Origin of the sequence: Paracoccus angustae (genome assembly GCF_042648745.1) — a bacterium.
GTDB lineage: Bacteria > Pseudomonadota > Alphaproteobacteria > Rhodobacterales > Rhodobacteraceae > Paracoccus > Paracoccus angustae.
Genome location: NZ_JBHRXY010000001.1, coordinates 105,909 through 126,515, shown reverse-complemented (window position 1 = coordinate 126,515; position 20,607 = coordinate 105,909). Strand labels below are relative to the sequence as shown.

20 protein-coding genes are annotated in these 20,607 nt (G+C 68.3%); 7 read left to right on the top strand and 13 right to left on the bottom strand.

What is annotated here, in order from left to right; genetic code table 11:
* Nucleotides 1–54: 54 nt before the first annotated feature.
* Nucleotides 55–1,182 carry an anhydro-N-acetylmuramic acid kinase gene (locus tag ACFOM8_RS00565; RefSeq protein WP_377758339.1) on the bottom strand — a complete coding sequence of 376 codons (1,128 nt, stop codon included), beginning with the start codon at nucleotides 1,180–1,182 and terminating at the stop codon, nucleotides 55–57.
* Nucleotides 1,183–1,241: 59 nt separating this feature from the next.
* On the opposite strand from ACFOM8_RS00565, the gene tyrS reads away from it, so the two are divergent.
* Nucleotides 1,242–2,486, top strand: a complete 1,245-nt coding sequence (tyrS, locus tag ACFOM8_RS00560) for a tyrosine--tRNA ligase (RefSeq protein ID WP_377758337.1) — start codon at nucleotides 1,242–1,244, stop codon at nucleotides 2,484–2,486.
* Between the two features lie 119 nt (nucleotides 2,487–2,605).
* The gene (locus tag ACFOM8_RS00555; protein ID WP_377758336.1) at nucleotides 2,606–2,746 is read left to right on the top strand and encodes a hypothetical protein; all 141 of its coding nucleotides are present in this window, start codon (nucleotides 2,606–2,608) and stop codon (nucleotides 2,744–2,746) included.
* 61 nt (nucleotides 2,747–2,807) lie between these two features.
* On the opposite strand, the gene ACFOM8_RS00550 is transcribed toward ACFOM8_RS00555, so the two are convergent.
* The 6 genes from ACFOM8_RS00550 to ACFOM8_RS00525 form a co-directional block, all read right to left on the bottom strand.
* Nucleotides 2,808–3,755 (bottom strand): SPOR domain-containing protein, encoded by a 948-nt coding sequence (locus ACFOM8_RS00550; protein WP_377758334.1) that lies wholly within the window; start codon nucleotides 3,753–3,755, stop codon nucleotides 2,808–2,810.
* A gap of 83 nt (nucleotides 3,756–3,838) precedes the next feature.
* Nucleotides 3,839–4,474, bottom strand: coding sequence for a uracil phosphoribosyltransferase (gene upp / locus ACFOM8_RS00545; protein WP_377758333.1), 636 nt, complete (start codon nucleotides 4,472–4,474; stop codon nucleotides 3,839–3,841).
* The gene (locus tag ACFOM8_RS00540; protein WP_377758331.1) at nucleotides 4,471–5,430 is read right to left on the bottom strand and encodes an adenosine deaminase; all 960 of its coding nucleotides are present in this window, start codon (nucleotides 5,428–5,430) and stop codon (nucleotides 4,471–4,473) included. Before ACFOM8_RS00540 ends, upp begins: the two co-directional genes overlap by 4 nt.
* Nucleotides 5,427–6,614 (bottom strand): phosphopentomutase, encoded by a 1,188-nt coding sequence (locus ACFOM8_RS00535; RefSeq protein WP_377758329.1) that lies wholly within the window; start codon nucleotides 6,612–6,614, stop codon nucleotides 5,427–5,429. Before ACFOM8_RS00535 ends, ACFOM8_RS00540 begins: the two co-directional genes overlap by 4 nt.
* Nucleotides 6,611–7,894: a thymidine phosphorylase gene (locus ACFOM8_RS00530; protein WP_377758327.1), complete on the bottom strand. Its 1,284-nt coding sequence runs from the start codon at nucleotides 7,892–7,894 to the stop codon at nucleotides 6,611–6,613. Before ACFOM8_RS00530 ends, ACFOM8_RS00535 begins: the two co-directional genes overlap by 4 nt.
* The gene (locus tag ACFOM8_RS00525) at nucleotides 7,891–8,286 is read right to left on the bottom strand and encodes a cytidine deaminase (protein ID WP_377758326.1); all 396 of its coding nucleotides are present in this window, start codon (nucleotides 8,284–8,286) and stop codon (nucleotides 7,891–7,893) included. The genes ACFOM8_RS00530 and ACFOM8_RS00525 overlap by 4 nt, the downstream gene beginning before the upstream one ends.
* A gap of 127 nt (nucleotides 8,287–8,413) precedes the next feature.
* Here ACFOM8_RS00525 and ACFOM8_RS00520 point away from each other — a divergent pair, with 127 nt between their 5' ends.
* From ACFOM8_RS00520 to ACFOM8_RS00510, 3 genes are all read left to right on the top strand, one after another.
* A complete protein-coding gene (locus tag ACFOM8_RS00520; protein ID WP_377758324.1) occupies nucleotides 8,414–10,693 on the top strand; it encodes an NADP-dependent malic enzyme in 2,280 nt (759 codons plus the stop codon).
* A gap of 234 nt (nucleotides 10,694–10,927) precedes the next feature.
* Nucleotides 10,928–12,820, top strand: a complete 1,893-nt coding sequence (locus ACFOM8_RS00515; protein WP_377758322.1) for a propionyl-CoA synthetase — start codon at nucleotides 10,928–10,930, stop codon at nucleotides 12,818–12,820.
* 54 nt (nucleotides 12,821–12,874) lie between these two features.
* The gene (locus ACFOM8_RS00510) at nucleotides 12,875–13,255 is read left to right on the top strand and encodes a VOC family protein (RefSeq protein ID WP_377758320.1); all 381 of its coding nucleotides are present in this window, start codon (nucleotides 12,875–12,877) and stop codon (nucleotides 13,253–13,255) included.
* Here ACFOM8_RS00510 and aroA read toward each other — a convergent pair.
* A complete protein-coding gene (aroA, locus tag ACFOM8_RS00505) occupies nucleotides 13,252–14,583 on the bottom strand; it encodes a 3-phosphoshikimate 1-carboxyvinyltransferase (protein ID WP_377758318.1) in 1,332 nt (443 codons plus the stop codon). The genes ACFOM8_RS00510 and aroA overlap by 4 nt on opposite strands.
* 82 nt (nucleotides 14,584–14,665) lie before the next feature.
* Here aroA and ACFOM8_RS00500 point away from each other — a divergent pair, with 82 nt between their 5' ends.
* Nucleotides 14,666–15,340 (top strand): DNA alkylation repair protein, encoded by a 675-nt coding sequence (locus tag ACFOM8_RS00500; RefSeq protein WP_377758316.1) that lies wholly within the window; start codon nucleotides 14,666–14,668, stop codon nucleotides 15,338–15,340.
* Here ACFOM8_RS00500 and ACFOM8_RS00495 read toward each other — a convergent pair.
* The gene (locus ACFOM8_RS00495) at nucleotides 15,328–15,831 is read right to left on the bottom strand and encodes a hypothetical protein (RefSeq protein WP_377758314.1); all 504 of its coding nucleotides are present in this window, start codon (nucleotides 15,829–15,831) and stop codon (nucleotides 15,328–15,330) included. The two genes, ACFOM8_RS00500 and ACFOM8_RS00495, sit on opposite strands and share 13 nt — an antisense overlap.
* A gap of 110 nt (nucleotides 15,832–15,941) precedes the next feature.
* On the opposite strand from ACFOM8_RS00495, the gene moaA reads away from it, so the two are divergent.
* The gene (gene moaA, locus ACFOM8_RS00490; protein WP_377758313.1) at nucleotides 15,942–16,949 is read left to right on the top strand and encodes a GTP 3',8-cyclase MoaA; all 1,008 of its coding nucleotides are present in this window, start codon (nucleotides 15,942–15,944) and stop codon (nucleotides 16,947–16,949) included.
* A 124-nt stretch (nucleotides 16,950–17,073) separates the two neighbouring features.
* On the opposite strand, the gene ispG is transcribed toward moaA, so the two are convergent.
* The 4 genes from ispG to ACFOM8_RS00470 form a co-directional block, all read right to left on the bottom strand.
* Nucleotides 17,074–18,201, bottom strand: coding sequence for a flavodoxin-dependent (E)-4-hydroxy-3-methylbut-2-enyl-diphosphate synthase (gene ispG, locus ACFOM8_RS00485; RefSeq protein ID WP_377758311.1), 1,128 nt, complete (start codon nucleotides 18,199–18,201; stop codon nucleotides 17,074–17,076).
* Between the two features lie 78 nt (nucleotides 18,202–18,279).
* On the bottom strand, nucleotides 18,280–18,942 hold the full coding sequence (locus tag ACFOM8_RS00480; RefSeq protein ID WP_377758309.1) for a thiamine diphosphokinase: 663 nt from the start codon (nucleotides 18,940–18,942) through the stop codon (nucleotides 18,280–18,282).
* Nucleotides 18,939–19,151, bottom strand: coding sequence for a DUF2842 domain-containing protein (locus tag ACFOM8_RS00475; protein ID WP_377758308.1), 213 nt, complete (start codon nucleotides 19,149–19,151; stop codon nucleotides 18,939–18,941). The genes ACFOM8_RS00480 and ACFOM8_RS00475 overlap by 4 nt, the downstream gene beginning before the upstream one ends.
* A gap of 72 nt (nucleotides 19,152–19,223) precedes the next feature.
* Nucleotides 19,224–20,516 (bottom strand): adenylosuccinate synthase, encoded by a 1,293-nt coding sequence (locus ACFOM8_RS00470; protein ID WP_377758306.1) that lies wholly within the window; start codon nucleotides 20,514–20,516, stop codon nucleotides 19,224–19,226.
* Nucleotides 20,517–20,607: the final 91 nt, after the last annotated feature.

Genomic DNA, 20,607 nt, shown 5'->3' with positions numbered 1-20,607 from the left:
CGATCGCATCGCCCGCCGGGGTGAGGGGCGGTTTACGCAGACACACCGCCCCCGTCAAGGGCGCGTCGGAAAAAATCGGCGGCCGCCGCGCGGATAACTGATCCGGCCCCCGCAGCATGGCGCCGGAACGCCGGTGGTGGTCGGGCCGGACGTGGGCAGCCCCCGCACGACCCGGGCGGCCAGCCAGCCGAAGGCCTGGGCTTCCAGCATGTCGCCGTCCAGACCTGCGGCCTCGACCGGCTGCACGCCGCAGGGCAGGTCTTGCGCGAGCCGCGCCATGATCGCGGGATTGCGCCGCCCGCCGCCGCAGACCAGCACTGCGGCGGGAACGGACGGCAGCCAGCAAAAGCCCGCCGCGACCGCTCCGGCCAGGGCGGCGACCAGCGTGGCGGCGGCATCGGCGTCGGCCAGCGGCTCGACGGCGGCGGCAAGGCCCGCGAACCGGTCGCGGTCCAGCGACTTGGGCGGGGGGCGGTCGAACCACGGATGGCGCAGGAAATCGGCGACCATGGCGTCATCCGCCCTGCCCGCCGCTGCCAGCGCCCCGTCCTGGTCATGGCTGCGGCGAAGCCTGCGCCGCATCAGGTCGTTGATCGGCGCATTGGCGGGTCCGGTGTCGAAGGCCAGGCAGGCGCCCGGCGCCTCGGGCGCGGGGGCAGCCGGATCGACCCAGGTGATGTTGCCGACGCCGCCAAGGTTCAGAAAAGCCACCGGCTGCGCGGGCAGATGGCCCTGCGCGACCGCCCACCCGGCACAGGCCCAGTGGAAGAAGGGCGCCAGCGGCGCGCCCTCGCCCCCCCGCCGCATATCCTCGTGGCGGAAATCCCAGACCACCGGTCGGCGGGCGGCCCGCGCCAGCAGCGCGCCGTCGCCCGCCTGATGCGTGCCCCGGCCCTGCGGATCGTGGGCCAGCGTCTGGCCGTGATAGCCGATCAACTCGGCCTCGGGAAAGTCGGCGGCCATGGCGGCATGGCCCGCGACCGATATCGCGGCGGCATCCGCCACCCCGTCCTCGCCCGGCCAGCGGCCAAGGGCGGCATGCAGCGCAGCGGCTTCGTTGTCCGAATATGCGCGGAACGCGCTGCGTCCAAAGCCGCCGATCCGCACCCCATCGGTGTCGATCACCGCCGCGTCCACGCCGTCCATCGCCGTGCCCGACATCATTCCCAGAACTCGGATCATCGCGCTTTTCCTTCCATGCCCCAGCCGGTATATCCGCGCCGAGCAGAAGGAAAAAGCCGATGACCTACAGCCCCAAGTCCGATTTCCTGCGCGTTATGTTCGAACGCGGGTATGTCGCCGACTGCACGGATCACGCCGCGCTGGACTGGGCGCTGCTTGACGGGCCGGTCACGGCATATATCGGTTATGACGCGACGGCGGCGTCGCTGCATGTCGGCCACCTGCTGAACATCATGATGCTGCGCTGGTTCCAGAAGACCGGCAACCGGCCGATCACGCTGATGGGCGGCGGCACCACCAAGGTGGGCGACCCCTCGTTCCGGTCCGAGGAACGTCCCCTGCTGACCGAGGCCGCGATCCAGGCCAACATCGACGGAATGCAGCAGGTCTTCGCGCGCTATCTTGCCTATGGCGACGATGCCGCCCTGATGCTGAACAACGCCGAATGGCTTGACGGGCTGAACTACCTCGATTTCCTGCGCGACATCGGACGGCATTTCAGCGTCAACCGGATGCTGTCCTTCGAATCGGTGAAATCCCGGCTGGACCGCGAACAGTCGCTGTCCTTCCTGGAATTCAACTACATGATCCTGCAAGCCTACGACTTCCTGGAACTGCACCGCCGTTATGGCTGCCGGTTGCAGATGGGCGGGTCGGACCAGTGGGGCAACATCGTCAACGGCATCGACCTGACCCGCCGGGTGGACGACGCGGCGGTCTGGGGCCTGACCTCGCCCCTGCTGACGACCAGCGACGGGCGCAAGATGGGCAAGTCGGCAGGCGGCGCCGTCTGGCTGAGCGGGGCGATGCTCTCGCCCTACGAGTTCTGGCAATTCTGGCGCAACACGACCGATGCCGATGTGGGCCGGTTCCTGAAGCTATACACCGAACTGCCGGTCGCCGAATGCGACCGCCTGGGCGCGCTCGGAGGGTCCGAGATCAACGAGGCCAAGATCCGTCTGGCCAACGAGGTCACCGCCCTGCTGCACGGCGCCGACGCCGCCGCCAGCGCCGAGGCCACCGCGCGCGAGGTCTTCGAACAGGGCGGCGCGGGCGGCGATCTGGAAGTCGCGACGGTCAGCGCCGAGGCCCTGTCGGGCGGGCTGACGGTGGCGCAACTGCTGGTCCAGACCGGAATCACCGCATCGGGCAAGGAGGCCAAGCGCCTGATCGCCGAGGGCGGGCTGCGGCTGAACAACGAGGCGGTGTCCGACCCGCAGATGGCCGTCGACGCGGCGCTGATCGGGGACGGGCTGAAGGTCTCGGTCGGCAAGAAAAAGCATCGGATGGTGCAGGTCGGCTGATGCGGCGGCTGCATGGCAGCCTTGCATCGCCGCACTGCGGCACCCCGCCGCTGGACAGGCCATGGCAGCGCGCCTATCTCCCCTGTCGGGAGGACCACTCCGACCCGGAAGACAGGACAATGGCACAGAACACCTCACAACCCCTCAGCCTCGGCGCCCGCAAGTTGCAGGCTCAGGCCGATGCCGTGCTGGATCAGATGTTCGGCTACTTCACCCGCGAAGAAGCCCCGCGCGAGGCCGAGGCGCGCCGCGCCGCCTGATCGCGACCAGACCAGCACAGGATTTCCGGGGGCGTTCGCGCCCCCTTTGCATGTCTGGACCTCAGCGGGCCACCGCCCGGGGATAGCCGTTCGCCCGCAGGCGCGACAGCGCCGCCACCAGCGCCTGCCTGTCCGCGAAAGGCCCGGCCAGGATGGCTTTCGCCACCTTGTCTTTTGATCGTTCGTGCCGTTGAGCGGTCCGGTATCCCATGCCCGACAACCGCCGCAGGGCCGCAAGGGCGTTGGCTTCGTCGGCATAGGTTCCGATTTGGACATAGCGCGCATTGGCCGGGATCATCTCGACAGCTGCCGGGGCCGCGGGTCGCGGGGGCGCGGGGCGGCGCGCCACCACCGAGGCGGATCCGGCAGGCTCGGCCCCTTGTGGTCGCGTTGCGGGCGCCGCAGCCTTGCGGGACAGCCTGGGCGGGCGTTCGGCAGGCGCCGGGACCGGAGCAATCCCGGCCCGAGCCGGGGCCGTGGTGATGCCAGGTTCCAGATCGGTTGCCGTCATGCCGGGGCAAAGGCCTTGGGTGACATCCCCGCCAAGGATCGGCCCACCCCCGGCCGCCGGGCGATAGCCCAAGCGCGCGCATAGCCCATCCGGCGCGCGGCCCGTCATGGCGCTGCGAATCCGGGCTTCCAGATCGACCTGCTGGGCAAGCGTCGCGTCCAGCTGCGCCTGCGCGGGATCGGGCGCCGCATCCCGCAGCGCCGCTGCGGGCGCGTCCGTCAGCAGATCGCCGGACCGCAGACCTTCGGCCAGCACCGCCGTCAGCGCCTCCTCGGGCGTGGGCGGGTCGGCGGGCGCCTCTGCCGCTTCGGCAGGCTGGCTGGGGGGAAAGCCGCAGATCGGCGCGCCCTGCTTGTCCAGGCGGGGCTTCCAGTCGGCACCGTCACGAACGAAGACGCAGCCCGTTCGGTCGATGTATTGCGCACCCGGATAGTCGCCGGGCGGGGGCGGCTCGGGCGCGGCCATGACCCGCCCCGGCAGCCAAAGCACCAGCATCATCCAAACCAAGACCCGCATCGGCCACCCGCGATTCGATTTCCCGAATCAGCAATAGGCCGAAAGCCTGAACCCGGGGTTAACGGCTATTTCGTCCCGAACATCCGGTCGCCCGCATCGCCCAGGCCCGGCACGATGTAGCCATGATCGTCCAGCCTTTCGTCCAGCGAGGCGGTGAAGATCGGCACGTCGGGATGGGCCTGGCGCATCCGCTCGACACCCTCGGGCGCGGCCAGCAGGCACAGGAAACGCAGGTTGGTGGCGCCGCGCGCCTTCAGCATGTCGATGGCCGCGACCGAGGAATTGCCGGTGGCCAGCATGGGATCGACGACAATTGTCAGCCGCGCGTCCAATTCCTTGGGAACCTTGCAGTAGTATTCCACCGGCAGCAGCGTTTCGGGGTCGCGGTAAAGGCCCACGAAACCGACGCGGGCGCCGGGGATCATCTCGAGGATGCCGTCCAGCAGGCCGTTTCCCGCCCGCAGAATGGAGATCAGCGCAAGCTTCTTGCCTTCCAGCGTGGGGGCGTCCATCTCGCACAAGGGCGTCTCGATGCGGGTGGTGGTCAGTTCCAGTTCGCGCGTGACCTCATAGGCCAGAAGCAGGCTGATCTCGCGCAGCAGGCGGCGGAAGCCGGCGGTGGACACGTCCTTCTGGCGCATGATCGTCAGCTTGTGCTGGACAAGCGGGTGGTCGATGACGGTCAGGTGCGGTTGGGTCACGGGAACTCCTTCAAAAGCCGGTCGCGGGTCGCAGGGTCGCAGAACGCAGCCTCGGCGGCCCAGCGGTTGATCTGCGCGAGTTCCGTATCGCCCCAACCGAAGGCGTCGGCAAGCCGGTCGTATTCGTGACGCATCGTCGTGTGGAAAAACGGCGGATCGTCGGTCGAGACGGTGACGCGAACGCCCGCATCAGCCAGCCGCGCGACGGGATGGGCGGACCAGGACGCACAGACGCCAAGCGCGACGTTGGATCCCGGACAGACCTCCAGCGTTATGCCCTTCTCGGCCAGGTCGCGGACCAGGGCGGGATCCTCGATGGCGCGGACGCCGTGGCCGATGCGGGTGCAGCCAAGCGCCAGCGCGTCGCGGACGCTGTCGGGGCCGCCCCATTCCCCCGCGTGGCAGGTCAGGCCCAGGCCCGCTTCACGCGCGCAATCGAAGGACCAGGCGTAATCGCCCGCCCGGCCCACGGTTTCAGCTCCGCCCATGCCGAAGCCCGTGACCCATTCGCCCGCCGTTTCTGCCGCGCAGATCGCGGTCTTTTTCGCGCGGTCCGGGCCGAAATGGCGGATGGCGGTCACAATGGCGCGGCTGTCGATGCCTTGCGCGCGCGCCTTGGCGGCGATCTCGGTCATCGCGGCCAGGTAGTCGCGCCAGGCCGACAGGTCGCCGCCGCCGCAGAACTCGGGCGAAACGAACAGCTCGGTATAGACTATGCCCTGTTCGGCCGACCGTTCCAGCACCTCGGCCAGCAGGCGGGCATAGTCCCGGGGCGTTTCCAGAACGCTGGTCGCGGCCTCGTAGCAGCGCAGGAAGCCGTCGAAACCGTCAAAGGCATAGTTGCCGCGTGCGTCGAAGATGCCGGTCAGGTCGGCGTGTTTCTCTGCGGCAAGACCCCGGATAAAGGCGGGCGGCGCTGCGCCTTCCAGATGCAGATGCAATTCGATCTTCTTCACAAGAACGACCTTCCATGATCCGACGGAGGCAGGCCCAGATGCGCGAGGATCGAGGCGCCGATGTCGCTGAAGCCCACAAGACCCACCTGCCGCGCGCCGGCGCCGTGGCCCAGGACGGCCACCCGCTCTCGGGTGTGGTCGGTGCCGTGCCAGGACGGGTCGTTGCCGTGATCGGCGGTGAAGATCGCCAGATCGCCGGGGCGCAGCGTCGCCAGGAACCGCCCCGCCACCCCGTCGAACCATTCCAGTTGCGCGGCATAGCCCGCGATGTCGCGGCGATGGCCGAAATTCGTGTCGAATTCCACGAAATTGGCAAAGGTCAGGCTGCCGGGTTCCGCCTGGCTGCCCAGGCGGATCAGATGACCGGCCAGGTCCGCGTCGGATTTGCCCTTGTGCAGGCAGGTGATGCCGCGGTGGCTGAAGATGTCGCCGATCTTGCCGACGGCATGGGTCACGCGGCCGGCGCCTTGGGCGATGTCCAGGATCGTGCGGCCCGGCGGCGCGATGGCGAAGTCGCGGCGGTTGCCGGTGCGGCGGAAATCGCCGGGCGCCTCGCCCACGAAGGGCCGCGCGATCACGCGGCCCACGCGCATGGCGTGCAGCATGGGGGCCAGCGTTTCACAAAGACGGATCAGCCGGTCCAGGCCGAAGCGATCCTCGTGCGCGGCGATCTGCAACACGCTGTCCACCGAGGTATAGCAGATCGGCCAGCCGGTGCGGAGATGCTCGGCCCCGAAATCCTCGATCACCTGCGTCCCCGAGGCGTGGCAGTCGGCAAGGATCCCATCCGTCCCCGCCAGTTCGCAGATGCGCGCCGTCACTTCGGGCGGAAAGGCGGGGGTGGAGTCGGGAAAGTAATGCCAGTCCCAGGGCACCGGAACGCCCGCGATCTCCCAATGGCCCGATGGCGTGTCCTTGCCGCGAGAGACTTCGGTCGCCGCCCCCCACAGACCTTGCGGCGGCGCCATCAGGCCCGGCGCTTCTTGCCCCGAGGCCAGCCGCACCGCCGCGCCCAGGCCGAGCCGCGCGAGGTTCGGCATATCCAGGGGGCGGGCCTGCGCGATATGGGCAACGGTGTTCGCGCCGGTATCGGGCAGATTGTCGTTGAAGAACTGATCCGCATCGGGGGCGCCGCCGATGCCCACGCTGTCCATCACGATCAGAAAGGCGCGCCGTTCCGTCACGGCGCGATCCGTTCGCGGACCAGAGGGCCGGGTTCGCCCCCCTCGCCCAGGCGATAGGCTGCGGCGACGGCCGCGACGGCGACCTCGGCCGCGGTGTCGTCGGCGGCGTGGACCAGGGCCAGGGGACGGCCGGGACCGACCTCTTCCCCCAGCTTCGCCAGCCTGGACAGGCCGACGCGGGGGTCGATCGCCTCGGCCGCGCGGACGCGCCCACCGCCAAGGGCCACAACGGCGTGACCAAGCGCGGTCACGTCGATCTGGGCGATGCGCCCCTCGGGCGCGGGAACGGGACGGACAACCGGCGCGGGCGCCAGATGCGCATCGGGACGGTCCAGAAGATCGGCGGGGCCGCCTTGCGCCGCGACCATGCGGCCAAAGGCTTCGGCTGCGGCGCCGGAATCCAGCAGGTCGGCCAGGCCGTCATCCCCCTGCCCCACAAGCCGCAGCACCTCGGATGCAAGCGCCAGGGTCAGGTCGCGCAGGGCGCCCGGCTCGCCTTTCAAGACGCGGATGGATTCGGCGACTTCCAGGCCATTTCCCGCGCTGCGGGCAAGGGGCTGGTCCATGTCGGTGATCAGGGCCGAAGTCCCGCACCCCGCGCCGTTCGCGGTTTCCACCAGGGCCTGCGCCAGCCGCAGGGACGACTCGGACTTGCGCAGAAACGCCCCCGACCCGGCCTTCACGTCCAGCACAAGCGCCTGCAAGCCCGCCGCCAGCTTCTTGGACAGGATGGACGCGGTGATCAGGTCGATGGATTCCACCGTCGCCGATTCGTCGCGGATGGCGTAAAGCCTGCGATCGGCGGGCGCGAAATCGCCGCTGGCCGCGACGATGGCGCATCCCACGGTGCGCACGATCCGGCGGAGATCGTCCTCGGCCTGGTCGCAGCGGTATCCGGGGATCGCCTCCAGCTTGTCCAGCGTGCCGCCGGTATGGCCCAGACCCCGCCCCGAGATCATGGGAACGAACATGCCCCGCGCGGCAAGCAAGGGGGCCAGCACAAGGCTGACCGCATCGCCGACGCCACCAGTCGAATGCTTGTCCACCACCGGCCCCGGCAAGTCCCAGTGCAGCACATGGCCCGAATCGCGCATCGCCCGGGTCAGCGCCACGCGGCCGGGCACGCCGACGCCCTTGACCAGAACCGCCATGGCGAAGGCCCCCGCCTGGGCGTCGCTGACCGATCCGTCGGCCAGCCCCTGCGCGATCAGCGCCGCGCCCGGGCCGTCCAGGCCGCGGCCGTCGCGGACCGCCGCGATGACGGGACGCGGGTCGGTCATTCCGCCTTGGCCATGTGTCCGGCGTCGAACCGCCCCGGCAGCAGCTCGCCCACCGTTGTCGCCAGCGTCGCGCCCTCGGTGGTCGCCAGCAGCACGGGCGTATGCGCCTTGCCGAATTCCGCCAGCTTCTGACGGCAGCCGCCGCAGGGCGGCACGGGCGACGGGCTGTCGGCGATCACCGCGACCTCGATCAGTTCCGTCTCGCCCGCCGCGACCATGGCGGCGATGGCTCCGGCCTCGGCGCAGGTGCCTTCGGGATAGGCGACGTTTTCCACGTTGCAGCCGCGGTAAACCGCGCCCGACGCGCCTCGGACGGCCGCGCCGACCTTGAAGCGGGAATACGGAACATAGGCCATTTCGCGCACCTCGCGGGCGGCATCCAGCAGCGACATCCGTTATTCTCCATCAGTTCGATCATCAGTTTTGCGCAGGGTTGCCGCCAACGCAAGCCGAAGGCTTCTGTTCCCCGCCCGGGAAATGGTTTAACGGTCAACTAATTCACAGACCGAGGGGGAAAAGATGGAAGAACGCAGGCAGGACAATGCCCGGCAAGAGGCGCTGGATTATCACGAATTCCCGCGTCCGGGTAAGCTGGAGATCCGCGCGACCAAGCCGCTGGCCAACGGCCGCGACCTAAGCCGCGCCTATTCCCCCGGCGTGGCCGAGGCTTGCCTGGAAATCAAGGCCGATCCCGCCAATTCCAGCCGCTACACCTCGCGCGGGAACCTTGTGGCGGTCGTGTCGAACGGCACGGCGGTCCTGGGCCTGGGCAACATCGGGGCCGCGGCGTCCAAGCCCGTGATGGAGGGCAAGGCGGTCCTGTTCAAGAAATTCGCCAACATCGACTGCTTCGACATCGAGGTGAACGAGTCCGATCCCGAAAAGCTGGCCGACATCGTTTGCGCGCTGGAGCCGACCTTTGGCGCCGTGAACCTCGAGGACATCAAGGCGCCCGACTGCTTCATCGTCGAGAAGCTTTGCCGCGAACGGATGAACATTCCCGTGTTCCACGACGACCAGCACGGCACCGCCATCGTGGTGGGCGCGGCGGCCACCAACGCCCTGCACGTCGCGGGCAAGCGGTTCGCCGACATCAAGGTCGTCTCGACCGGCGGCGGCGCGGCGGGGATCGCCTGCCTGAACATGCTGCTGAAGCTGGGCGTCCGGCGCGAGAACGTCTGGCTGTGCGACATCCACGGGCTGGTTTACAAGGGCCGGGTCGAGGACATGACCGTCCAGAAGGCCGCCTTCGCGCAGGACACCGACGCCCGCACCCTGGCCGAGGTGATCGACGGCGCCGACCTGTTCCTGGGCTTGTCCGGCCCCGGCGTGCTGAAGCCCGACATGGTGGCCAGGATGGCGCGCCGCCCCGTCATCTTCGCGCTTGCCAACCCCACCCCCGAGATCCTGCCCGACGACGCCCGCGCCGTCGCCCCCGACGCGATCATCGCCACGGGCCGCAGCGATTTTCCGAACCAGGTGAACAACGTCCTGTGCTTCCCCTTCATCTTCCGGGGCGCGCTTGACGTGGGCGCGACCACCATCAACGCGGACATGGAACTGGCCTGCATCGAGGGCATCGCGGCCCTGGCCCGCGCCACCACCGCCGCCGAGGCCGCCGCCGCCTATCGCGGCGAGACGCTGACCTTCGGCCCCGAATACCTGATCCCCAAGCCTTTCGATCCGCGTCTGGTCGGCGTGGTCAGTTCCGCCGTGGCCCGCGCCGCGATGGAAACCGGCGTGGCGACCCGCCCCATCGCCGACCTGGAGGCCTACAAGCGCAAGCTGGACAGTTCGGTCTTCCGGTCCGCCCTGATCATGCGCCCGGTTTTCGAGGCCGCGGCCACCGCCACCCGCCGCATCGCCTTCGCCGAGGGCGAGGACGAGCGCGTCCTGCGCGCCGCCAACGCCATGCTGGAGGAAACGACCGACGTGCCGATCCTGATCGGCCGCCCCGAGGTGATCGCCATGCGCGCCGAACGCGCGGGCCTGCCGATCCGCCCCGAACGCGATTTCGAGATCGTGAACCCTGAAAACGACCCCCGTTATCGCGACTATTGGGAAACCTATCACCAGCTGATGGCCCGGCGCGGGGTCAGCCCCGACATCGCCCGCGCGATCATGCGCACCAACACCACCGCCATTGCCGGCGTCATGGTCCACCGGGGCGAGGCCGACAGCCTGATCTGCGGCACCTTCGGGCAATATTCGTGGCACCTGCGCTATGTCCGCGAGATCCTGGCGCGGGACGGCCTGAACCCCGTCGGCGCGCTGTCGATGATCATCCTGGAAGACGGGCCGCTGTTCATCGCGGACACCCAGTGCAACGACGATCCCACGCCGCAGCAGGTGATGGACACGGTGATGGGCGCCGCCCGTCATGTCCGCCGCTTCGGCCTGACCCCGAAAATCGCGCTTTGCTGCCATTCGCAGTTCGGAAACCTCGACACCTATACGGGCCGCAAGATGCGCGAGGCCATGGCCCTGCTGGACGCCCGGAAGCCCGACTTCATGTATGACGGCGAAATGCACGTGGACTCGGCGCTCAGCCCGGAACTGCGGGAACGGATCTTCCCCGGCTCGCGGCTCGAGGGGGTGGCGAACGTGCTGGTTTTCGCGGGCACCGACGCCGCATCGGGCGTGCGCAACGCGCTGAAGATGCGCGCCAACGGGCTGGAGGTCGGGCCGATCCTGATGGGCATGGGCAACCGCGCCCATATCGTCACCCCCTCCATCACCACGCGCGGCTTGCTGAACATGAGCGTTCTCGCCGGAACCCCGGTCGCCCATTACAGTTGATCACCGGCGCCGGGCGATTCGGCTGATGACCGCCCGGCGCGCCGCAACTGCATTGCCGCATTTGCAAAACCGACGCGCCCGCATGGCCTGGTTTGCAGCTTTTTGCGGTTTGCAAACCAAGGCAGGCGTCATCTGCTGTATTTTGCCGCGGGCTTCCGACCTGTCCCGCTAACATTGTTGCGCGAACCCCGCTCGGCTTCGTAACACATGCGGCAGGAGTGAGGAGACACCACCATGTCGTATCGCGACATCTATGCCGCCTGGCAGGCAGACCCCGAAGCCTTCTGGCTGGACGCCGCCCGCAGGATCGACTGGGACCGTCCGCCAAGCCGCGCCTTCTTCGACCAGGGACCGGCGGGGGAATGGTTCGCGGACGGAATGCTGAACGCCTGCTGGAACGCCGTGGACCGCCATGTCGAGGCCGGGCGCGGCGACCAGCTTGCCATCATCCACGACAGCCCGATCACCCGGTCCTATCGCGGCATCACCTATGGCGAACTGCGCGACCGCGTGGCCAGCCTTGCGGGCGCCCTGCGCGCCAAGGGCATCGGAAAGGGCGACCGGGTCATCATCTACATGCCCATGGTCCCCGAGGCGCTGGAAGCGATGCTGGCCTGCGCGCGACTGGGCGCGATCCATTCCGTCGTCTTTGGCGGCTTCGCGGCGCATGAACTGGCGGTCCGCATCGACGACGCTACGCCCAAGGCGATCATCGCGGCGTCGTGCGGGTTGGAACCGGGGCGCATCGTCCCCTACAAGCCGCTGCTCGACCGCGCGATCGAGGAAGCCGCCCACAAGCCCGATTTCTGCGTCATCTTCCAGCGAGAGCAAGAGGTGGCGCATCTGGTCCCCGGCCGCGACGTGGCCTGGCACAGCTTTCAGTACGGCGTAAAGCCCGCCGAATGCGTCCCGGTCGAAGGCAACCACCCCGCTTACGTGCTTTACACCTCGGGCACCACGGGCCAGCCGAAAGGAGTGGTGCGCCATACCGGCGGGCATCTGGTCGCGCTCGCCTGGTCGATGAAGAACGTCTACGACATCGAGGCGGGCGACGTGTTCTGGGCGGCGTCGGACGTGGGTTGGGTCGTGGGCCACAGCTATATCTGCTATGGCCCGCTGACCGTGGGCGCGACCACCATCGTCTTCGAGGGCAAGCCCGTGGGCACCCCCGACGCCGCCGCCTATTGGCGGGTGATCCAGAACCACCGCGTCAAAAGTGTCTTCAGCGCCCCCACCGCGATCCGCGCCATCCGCCGCGAGGATCCCGACGGCAAGCTGATCGGCGACTACAACCTGCGCCACTTCAAGGCCCTGTATCTGGCGGGCGAGCGCGCCGACCCCGACACCATCCGCTGGGCCGAGGAAAAGCTGGGCGTGCCGGTGATCGACCACTGGTGGCAGACCGAGACCGGCTGGCCCATCGTCGCCAACCCGCTCGGGATCGAGTTGCTGCCCGTCAAGCACGGCAGCCCCTCGGTCGCGCTGCCGGGCTATGACGTGCAGATCCTGGACGAGGCGGGCCACCCGCTCCCCGCAGGCACCCTGGGCGCGGTGGCGATCAAGCTGCCTTTGCCGCCGGGCACCCTGCCGACCCTGTGGAACGCCGAGGACCGGTTCCGCAAGTCCTACCTGTCGCATTTTCCCGGCTATTACGAGACCGGCGACGCGGGCTGTATCGACAAGGACGGGTATCTCTACATCATGGCCCGCACCGACGACGTGATCAACGTCGCGGGCCACCGCCTGTCCACCGGCGCGATGGAGGAGGTGCTGTCCGCCCATCCCGCCGTCGCCGAATGCGCCGTGATCGGCGTGGCCGACAGCCTCAAGGGGCAGATGCCGCTGGGTTTCCTGTGCCTCAAGAAGGGCACGAACACCCCCGACGCCCAGGTCGTGCAAGAGGTCGTGGGCATGGTCCGCGACCGGATCGGCCCGGTTGCGGCCTTCAGAACGGCCTGCGTCGTGGACCGCCTGCCCAAGACCCGCTCGGGCAAGATCCTGCGCGCCACGATGGTCAAGATCGCGGATGGTCAGCCTTTCAAGACCCCCGCCACCATCGACGACCCGGCCATCCTGGACGAGATCGCCCTGGCCCTGCGCGCCGTCGGTTATCCGCGGCACGCCTAACAAAAATTTCTCGAACCTCCGGCCCGCATTTGCGTTGCGGTGTCGGAGGCGAGCATGACCAAGAAAACCCTTCATGTCCTTGACCATGTCCATCTTCGGTCGGTGAATCTCGATAAGGCGATCGTCTTCTACCGGGCGGTCTTCGAGGCTCTGGGCCTGAGCAAGGAAGTCCGAGGCGGACGGGATTGGCTGGAGTTGGACGGCTTCTATCTGGACCAGGCCGATGCCAATGCACCGTCCAGCCGGATCCACCTGGCCTTTATCGCCAATTCGCGCGAGGAGGTGCAGGCCTTTCACGCCGCCGGGCTGAGGGCGGGGGGCACGGACAATGGCGCACCGGGCTTGCGCGACTATCATCCCGGCTATTACGCCGCCTTTGTCCTGGACCCGGACGGCAACAACATCGAGGTGAAGTTCGACGAAGAAACCGGCTAGCCCAGGTCCGCGCCCAAGCCCCGCATCAAGGGCAGGAAGTCCGGGAAGGACGTGGCGATCGGCCCGCCGTCGTCGATGGAAACCGGCGCCCCGGCCGCAAGACCCAGCACAAGGAAAGACATGGCGATTCGGTGATCCAGATGCGTGATCGCCGTGCCGCCGCCCGGCACCCGGGCCATGCCGTGAACTGTCAGGCTGTCCCGGGTTTCCTCGACCGTCACGCCATTGGCCTCCAGCCCCCGCGCCATGGCGTCGATCCGGTCGCTTTCCTTCACGCGCAGCTCCGCCACGCCGTTCATCACCGTTGTGCCCTCGGCAAAGGCCGCGATCACGGACAGCACCGGAAATTCGTCGATCATGCTGGCCGCGCGTTCGGCCGGAACGGTGACGCCCTTCAGCGGGCCGTGACGGACCACCAGGTCGGCCACCGGCTCGCCCCCTTCCTCGCGCGGGTCTTCAAAGGCGATGTCCGCGCCCATCTCCAGCAAGGTGACGTAAAGCCCGTCGCGCGTCGGATTGCGGCTGACGCCGGGCACCCGGATCTCGGATCCGGGCACGATCAGGGCGGCGGCGACCGGAAAGGCCGCGCTGGACGGATCGCGCGGCACGGCGACGGGCTGCGCCCGCAGGTCCGGGCGGCCTTGCAGCGTGATCACATGTCCTTCGGCGGTGGTCTCGGTGCGGATCTCGGCGCCGAAGCCCGCAAGCATCCGTTCGGAATGATCGCGGGTCGGTTCCGCCTCGATCACCACCGTCTCGCCCGGGACGTTGAGGACCGCCAGCAGGATCGCCGACTTGATCTGCGCGCTGGCGACCGGGGTGCGATACCGGACGGGCAGCGGATCGGCCGCGCCTTCGATGGTGATCGGCAGCCGCCCGCCGTCGCGCGCGGCGATCCGGGCGCCGAACAGCGCCAGCGGATCGGTGACGCGGGCCATCGGGCGGCGCGACAGGCTGGCATCGCCCGCAAAGGTCGCGGTGATGGGCGTTGTGGCCATCGCCCCCATGATCAGCCGCACCCCGGTTCCCGAATTGCCGCAGTCGATCACGCCCTCGGGTTCGGAAAATCCGCCGACGCCCACCCCATGAACGGACCATTCGCCGGTCCCCAGCCGGTCCACCTGCGCGCCGAATGCCGCCATGGCCTTTGCCGTGTCCAGCACGTCCTGACCTTCCAGCAATCCCGTGATCCGCGTCTCGCCCACCGACAGCGCGCCCAGGATCAGCGCGCGGTGGCTGATCGACTTGTCGCCCGGCACCTGGGCCACACCCCGCAGGGGGCCGCTGCGGCGGGCGGTCATCGGGCGGGGATCAGTGGAATGAGACATGGGCACACCTGTTGATTGCGCAGGTCTTTTACCGCTGGCGCGTGGCCTCTGCCACCCCTAGAACGGCGGAACGGAGGCCCCCATGAACGAACTGGATGCGCTGCGGGCGCTGGCGGAGACCGGCAAGGCCGAACAGATGCTGGCCTATCACAAGGCGGCGCGGACCTATCTGGGGGTATCGAACCCGCAGATCGACGCACTGGTGGCGGAATGGCGCGCGTCCCGCGATCTGGACGGGCGCATCGCCCTGGCCCGCGACCTGTGGGCCAGCGACATCCACGAGGCGCGGATCGCCGCGGCCAAGCTGCTGACCCAGGCCCGCATCCGCCCCGACCAGGCCGCGTGGGCGCTGATTGCCGGATGGGTGCCGCAGTTCGACGGCTGGGCCATTGCCGATCACGCGACGATCGCGGGACAGAAACGGCTGGTGGCCGATCCCGCCCGGCTGGATCAGGCGGAAACCTGGCTGGACCACCCGAACCCCTGGACCCGCCGCGCGGCCCTGGTGGGCACCCTGCCCTGGGCCAAGCTGAACAACCCCAAGCCCGGCGACCTGGCGGCGCGCGAGCGCGTTCTGGACTGGGCCGCGCGGCTGGCGGACGACCGCCACACCTTTATCCAGAAGGCCATCGCCTGGTGGCTGCGCGATCTTTCGAAACGCGACGCGCCCCGCGTCCGGGCCTTTCTGGCCGATCACGGGGCGCGGATGAAGCCCTTTGCGCGCAAGGAATCCCTGCGGCTGGTTCAGGACCGATAAACCTCGATCGTCGGCAGGTCGGTCAGCGACACCCCCAGCAGCTGCAACGCGGGCAGAGAGACCTGAGATCCGCCGCTGGCGGGACCATCCAGCGGTATCAGATCGACCTTGGCCGACTTGCCCGTCGCCGGATCCACGATCCGCCCGATGCCGCGGTCCTTGACCAGCGGCGTCTTGATCCAGAACCCGCCTTCGGTCGGATCGCCCAGCGAGGCGATGGTGCTGCCCAGCTTCGTTTCGGCGGCCTCGGCCGGTTGCGCGGCGGCGGCGCGCTGCTCGGGCGTCGTTGTGTCCAGTTGGGCCGCGGTTGCGCGGGCCGCCGGACGCGGCGCGGGCGCGCGGGTCACGGCCGCTGCGGCGGCAGCCTGTTCGGTTGTCATCTGCGTCTGCGGGGCGGCAGCGGTGCGGCTGGCCGTCATCGCCCCCTGGGTGCAGCCCGCCAACAGGCCCGCGGTCAGGATCATCGCCGGGGCGGCGGTGGTGAAACGCATGGATTGTCCCTTCTGTCCCTTATTCAGCTTCAACCTAGTCTGCATAACGCGCGCCCGTCCACAACCAGTCGCCGCTTGTCTGCGACCGCCAGCACGCCTAGATTAAGACCATGCAACAGGCGGCACCCCTTATCGACCCCTTCGCGCGGCCGATCACCTATCTGCGGGTATCGGTAACGGACCGCTGCGATTTCCGCTGCGTTTACTGCATGGCCGAACACATGCAGTTCCTGCCCAAGGCCGAGCTTCTGACGCTGGAGGAACTGGAGCGTTTGTGCGGCGCCTTTGTCGGCCTTGGCGTCCGCAAGCTGCGCATCACGGGCGGCGAACCCTTGGTGCGGCGCAACATCATGACCTTTTTCCGTTCCATGTCGCGCCACCTGGGCGCGGGCCTGGACGAACTGACCCTGACCACGAACGGCAGCCAGCTTGGCCGACACGCCGGAGAGCTGGCGGACTGCGGCGTCCGGCGGGTCAATGTCTCGCTGGATACGCTCGACCCCGACAAGTTCGCGGCCATCACCCGATGGGGTCGGCTGCCGCAGGTGCTCGACGGCATCCGGGCCGCCACCGCCGCAGGGCTGCGCGTCAAGATCAACGCCGTCGCGCTGAAGGGCGTGAACGACAGCGAACTGTTCGATCTGGTCCGCTGGTGCGGCGACGAAGGCCACGACCTGACCTTTATCGAGGTCATGCCCATGGGCGACCTGGGCAACGAGGATCGGCTGGACCAATACTGGCCGCTGTCCGACCTGCGCGCGCGGCTGGCCGAACGCTTCACGCTGCTGGATCTTGCCGAACGCACGGGCGGTCCTGCCCGCTATGTCCGCTTGCAGGAAACCGGTCAGAAGATCGGGTTCATCACGCCGCTGACGCATAACTTCTGCGAAAGCTGCAACCGCGTGCGCGTCACCTGCACGGGCGAGCTTTACATGTGCCTGGGCCAGGAAGACCGCGCCGATCTGCGCGCTCCGCTGCGGAGGTCGGCCGACGATGCGGTCTTGAAGGACGCCATCCGCGCGGCCATCGCCCGCAAGCCCAAGGGACACGATTTCGACTATTCGCGCCAGACCGTCGCCGGCCAGATGAGCCGCCACATGAGCCACACGGGCGGCTGAGGACTTCTTCTTCGCCGAAATATCCGGCCGGAATCCGTGGGGCGGAGCTTCGCCCGTTGGTCGCTGAAAAGATCCGCCGGACCTTTCCCGTGCGCTCCTCACCCCTCGACGCCGCGGGACGCGATCACTCCGCGGCGGTTTGCGTGGCCTCGGCCTCGATCTTCTCGGCACGTTCCTCGACCAGCCGCACGATATGGTCGATCATCTGCTCGTTCGTCATCTTGTGGCTCTGCCGCCCGGCCAGATAGACCATGCCGCTGCCCGCCCCGCCGCCGGTGAAACCGATATCCGTCATCAGCGCCTCGCCCGGCCCGTTGACCACGCAGCCGATGATCGACAGAGACATGGGCGTCTTGATGTGCTCAAGGCGCTTTTCCAAGGCTTCCACGGTCCTGATGACATCGAACCCCTGCCGCGCGCAGGACGGGCACGAGATGATCTGCACCCCCCGCGTCCGCAGGCCCAGCGACTTGAGGATCTCGAAGCCGACCTTCACCTCCTCGACCGGATCGGCGGAAAGGCTGACGCGGATCGTGTCGCCGATGCCCATCCACAGCAGGTTGCCCAGGCCGATGGCGGATTTCACCGTGCCGCCCACGAAGCCGCCCGCCTCGGTGATGCCCAGATGGATCGGGGCGTCGGTCGCGTCCGCCAACTGCTGATAGGCGGCGGCGGCCAGGAACACGTCGCTGGCCTTCACGCTGATCTTGAATTCGTGGAAATCGTTGTCTTGCAGGATCCTGATGTGATCCAGCCCGCTTTCGACCATCGCATCCGGACAGGGCTCGCCGTATTTCTCCAGCAGATGCCGTTCCAGCGACCCGGCATTGACGCCGATGCGGATCGAACAGCCGTGATCCTTGGCGGCCCTGATCACCTCGCGCACGCGCGCCGCATCGCCGATATTGCCGGGGTTGATGCGCAGGCAGGCCGCGCCCGCCTCGGCCGCCTCGATGGCGCGCTTGTAGTGGAAATGGATGTCGGCCACGATCGGCACCGGGCTTTCGCGGCAAATCTCGCGCAGGGCCCGCGTGGTTTCCTGGTCCGGCGCGGAAATCCGCACGATGTCGGCGCCCGCGTCGGCGGCGCGGATCACCTGGTCCAGCGTGGCGCGCACGTCATGGCCGTCCGTGTTGGTCATGGTCTGCACGCTGATCGGCGCATCGCCCCCCACGGGAACGCGGCCCACCATGATCTGTCGGGATTTCCGCCGCTCGATGTTGCGCCAGGGACGGATGGGGTTCAGCGACATGGATGCCTCCGCGGGTTCGCCCCTTGCAGATAAGCCATCCCGGCCAGGGCGGCAACCGCCGCACGGGGCTTTGATCGTTCAGGCAGGCAGCCGCAAGGCCGTCATCACCGTCGCCAACGTGCTGCGCGGCAGCATCAGCAGCATCTTGCCCTCGATCCGCAGGGTCACGACGCCGTTCGCAATGTTGGACGTGCCGACCCGCCCGCCCGGCGCGAACTCGATCCCCTCGATGGGCCATTCCAGCCCCGTGCTGATCCCGCGCGCCGGCCCCATCGGATACAGCGACACCCGCGTCCCCGGCATCAGCGGCAGGGTCAGCCTGGGCGGCGCGACAAACACCACGTCGTCCGAGGTCAGCAGGATCACAAAGGGCCGGGGGGTGAAGGCCATGGTGGTCAGCGCCGACAGCGTGTGATCCAGCCGCAGCCCCGCAAAGCCCACGGCCATCACGAATGGCGCGGCGATGCGGGTCAGGCATTTGGTGAAATCGGTGCTGTCCTGCTCGGCGACTTGGTGGATCCGTCCCGCCGGGATCAGCCTTTGCGCCCCGGGCGAGATGCTGTCCAGATCGCCGATCACCCAGTCGGGCGGCTGGCCCAGGGCCAGCGCCCGGTCAGCCCCGCCGTCCGCCGCCACAAGGGTGGGCGCCACCGCCAAGGCGGTCTGCAAGTCGTAAGGCGTGGCCGTGCCGCCCCCGATCACCGTCACCCCCCGGTCCGAGATGACCAGCGGCGGGATCATTCCCCGCGCCCGATGCCGGAAAACACCCGCTTGAAGGGCAGAACCCAAAGGATGCCGAGGCCCACATAAAGGGCCACCTCGATCAGGATCGGCTGGCGTCCGAACCGCGCGTCCATCCAGTTCACCAGACTGACGGCCGCCACGACATAAAGCGGCATCCCGACAACCAGGATCAGCAGCGACAGCCTCTTGCGCGTCTTCAGGTTCATCCGCCGCTCCTGTTCACCTTTGCCCAAATATCCCACGGGGGTCCGGGGGTGTGAAACCCCCGGGCTGCGGCCTCAGTCCGCGAACGGATCCGTGACCAGGATCGTATCGTCCCGTTCGGGACTGGTCGAGAGCAGCGCGACCGGGCACTGGATCAGCTCCTCGACCCGGCGAACGTACTTGATCGCCTCCGCCGGAAGATCGGCCCAGCTGCGCGCCCCCTGGGTCGACTCCTGCCAGCCCTCCATTTCCTCATAGATGGGCGTGACCTTGGCCTGCAACGCGGCGGCGGTCGGCAGATAGTCGTATCTCACCCCGTCGATCTCGTAGCCAACGCAGATCTTCAGCGTCTCGAACCCGTCCAGCACGTCCAGCTTGGTCAGGGCGATGCCGTTCACACCGCTGATGGCGCAGGTCTGGCGCACTAGAACCGCGTCAAACCAGCCGCAGCGGCGCTTGCGCCCCGTGACGGTGCCGAACTCGTGGCCGCGTTCGCCAAGGCGCTGGCCGTCGGCGTCGTGCAGCTCGGTCGGGAACGGCCCCTCGCCCACGCGGGTAGTGTAGGCCTTGACGATCCCCAGCACGAAGCCGATGGCCGACGGTCCCATCCCGGTCCCCGATGCCGCCGCACCCGACATGGTCGTGGAACTGGTGACATAGGGATAGGTGCCGAAGTCGATGTCCAACAGGCTGCCCTGCGCCCCTTCGAACAGGATGCGCTTTCCGGCCTTGCGCGCATCGGCCATGATCTTCCACACCGGCTGGGCATAGGGCAGCAGCTTCGGCGCCACCTCCATCAGCCTGGCCTTCAGTTCCGCCCGGTCGATGGGTTCCGCGCCAAGCCCCTGGCGCAGCGCGTCGTGATGGGCCAGCAGCCGGTCCAGGCGCGCGTCCAGGGTTTCCTCGTCGCCTAGGTCGGCCATGCGGATCGTGCGGCGGCCCACCTTGTCCTCGTAGGCCGGGCCGATGCCGCGCCCGGTGGTGCCGATCTTGGCCTTGCCCGCGGCTTCCTCGCGCAGCTTGTCAAGATCCTGATGCAGGGGCAGGATCAGCGGGGTGTTTTCCGCGATCATCAGGTTCTCGGTCGATATCCTGACGCCCTGCGCCGACAGCTTGTCGATCTCGGAAAACAGCGCCCAGGGGTCCAGCACCACGCCGTTGCCGATCACCGCCAGCTTGCCCTCGCGCACGATCCCCGACGGCAGCAGCGACAGCTTGAAGACCGTGTTGCCGATGACCAGCGTGTGCCCGGCATTGTGGCCGCCCTGAAAGCGGGCGATCACGTCGGCCCGCTCGCTCAGCCAATCGACGATCTTGCCCTTGCCCTCGTCGCCCCATTGCGCGCCGACAACCACCACATTGGCCATGAACGGTCCTTCCATTCCCCGAAAAAGTCCGGGGCCGGGTCTAGCGCAAGGGCGGGCCGGGGGAAAGCAGCGATTTGCCGCCCTTTTCCTT

Coding starts and splice junctions, on each gene's coding strand:
- ACFOM8_RS00565 (WP_377758339.1), bottom strand. CDS start 1,182: ATGATCCGAGTTCTGGGAATGATGTCGGGCACGGCGATGGACGGCGTG.
- tyrS (WP_377758337.1), top strand. CDS start 1,242: ATGACCTACAGCCCCAAGTCCGATTTCCTGCGCGTTATGTTCGAACGC.
- ACFOM8_RS00555 (WP_377758336.1), top strand. CDS start 2,606: ATGGCACAGAACACCTCACAACCCCTCAGCCTCGGCGCCCGCAAGTTG.
- ACFOM8_RS00550 (WP_377758334.1), bottom strand. CDS start 3,755: ATGATGCTGGTGCTTTGGCTGCCGGGGCGGGTCATGGCCGCGCCCGAG.
- ACFOM8_RS00530 (WP_377758327.1), bottom strand. CDS start 7,894: ATGACCGACCCGCGTCCCGTCATCGCGGCGGTCCGCGACGGCCGCGGC.
- ACFOM8_RS00525 (WP_377758326.1), bottom strand. CDS start 8,286: ATGTCGCTGCTGGATGCCGCCCGCGAGGTGCGCGAAATGGCCTATGTT.
- ACFOM8_RS00520 (WP_377758324.1), top strand. CDS start 8,414: ATGGAAGAACGCAGGCAGGACAATGCCCGGCAAGAGGCGCTGGATTAT.
- ACFOM8_RS00515 (WP_377758322.1), top strand. CDS start 10,928: ATGTCGTATCGCGACATCTATGCCGCCTGGCAGGCAGACCCCGAAGCC.
- ACFOM8_RS00510 (WP_377758320.1), top strand. CDS start 12,875: ATGACCAAGAAAACCCTTCATGTCCTTGACCATGTCCATCTTCGGTCG.
- aroA (WP_377758318.1), bottom strand. CDS start 14,583: ATGTCTCATTCCACTGATCCCCGCCCGATGACCGCCCGCCGCAGCGGC.
- ACFOM8_RS00500 (WP_377758316.1), top strand. CDS start 14,666: ATGAACGAACTGGATGCGCTGCGGGCGCTGGCGGAGACCGGCAAGGCC.
- ACFOM8_RS00495 (WP_377758314.1), bottom strand. CDS start 15,831: ATGCGTTTCACCACCGCCGCCCCGGCGATGATCCTGACCGCGGGCCTG.
- moaA (WP_377758313.1), top strand. CDS start 15,942: ATGCAACAGGCGGCACCCCTTATCGACCCCTTCGCGCGGCCGATCACC.
- ispG (WP_377758311.1), bottom strand. CDS start 18,201: ATGTCGCTGAACCCCATCCGTCCCTGGCGCAACATCGAGCGGCGGAAA.
- ACFOM8_RS00480 (WP_377758309.1), bottom strand. CDS start 18,942: ATGATCCCGCCGCTGGTCATCTCGGACCGGGGGGTGACGGTGATCGGG.
- ACFOM8_RS00475 (WP_377758308.1), bottom strand. CDS start 19,151: ATGAACCTGAAGACGCGCAAGAGGCTGTCGCTGCTGATCCTGGTTGTC.
- ACFOM8_RS00470 (WP_377758306.1), bottom strand. CDS start 20,516: ATGGCCAATGTGGTGGTTGTCGGCGCGCAATGGGGCGACGAGGGCAAG.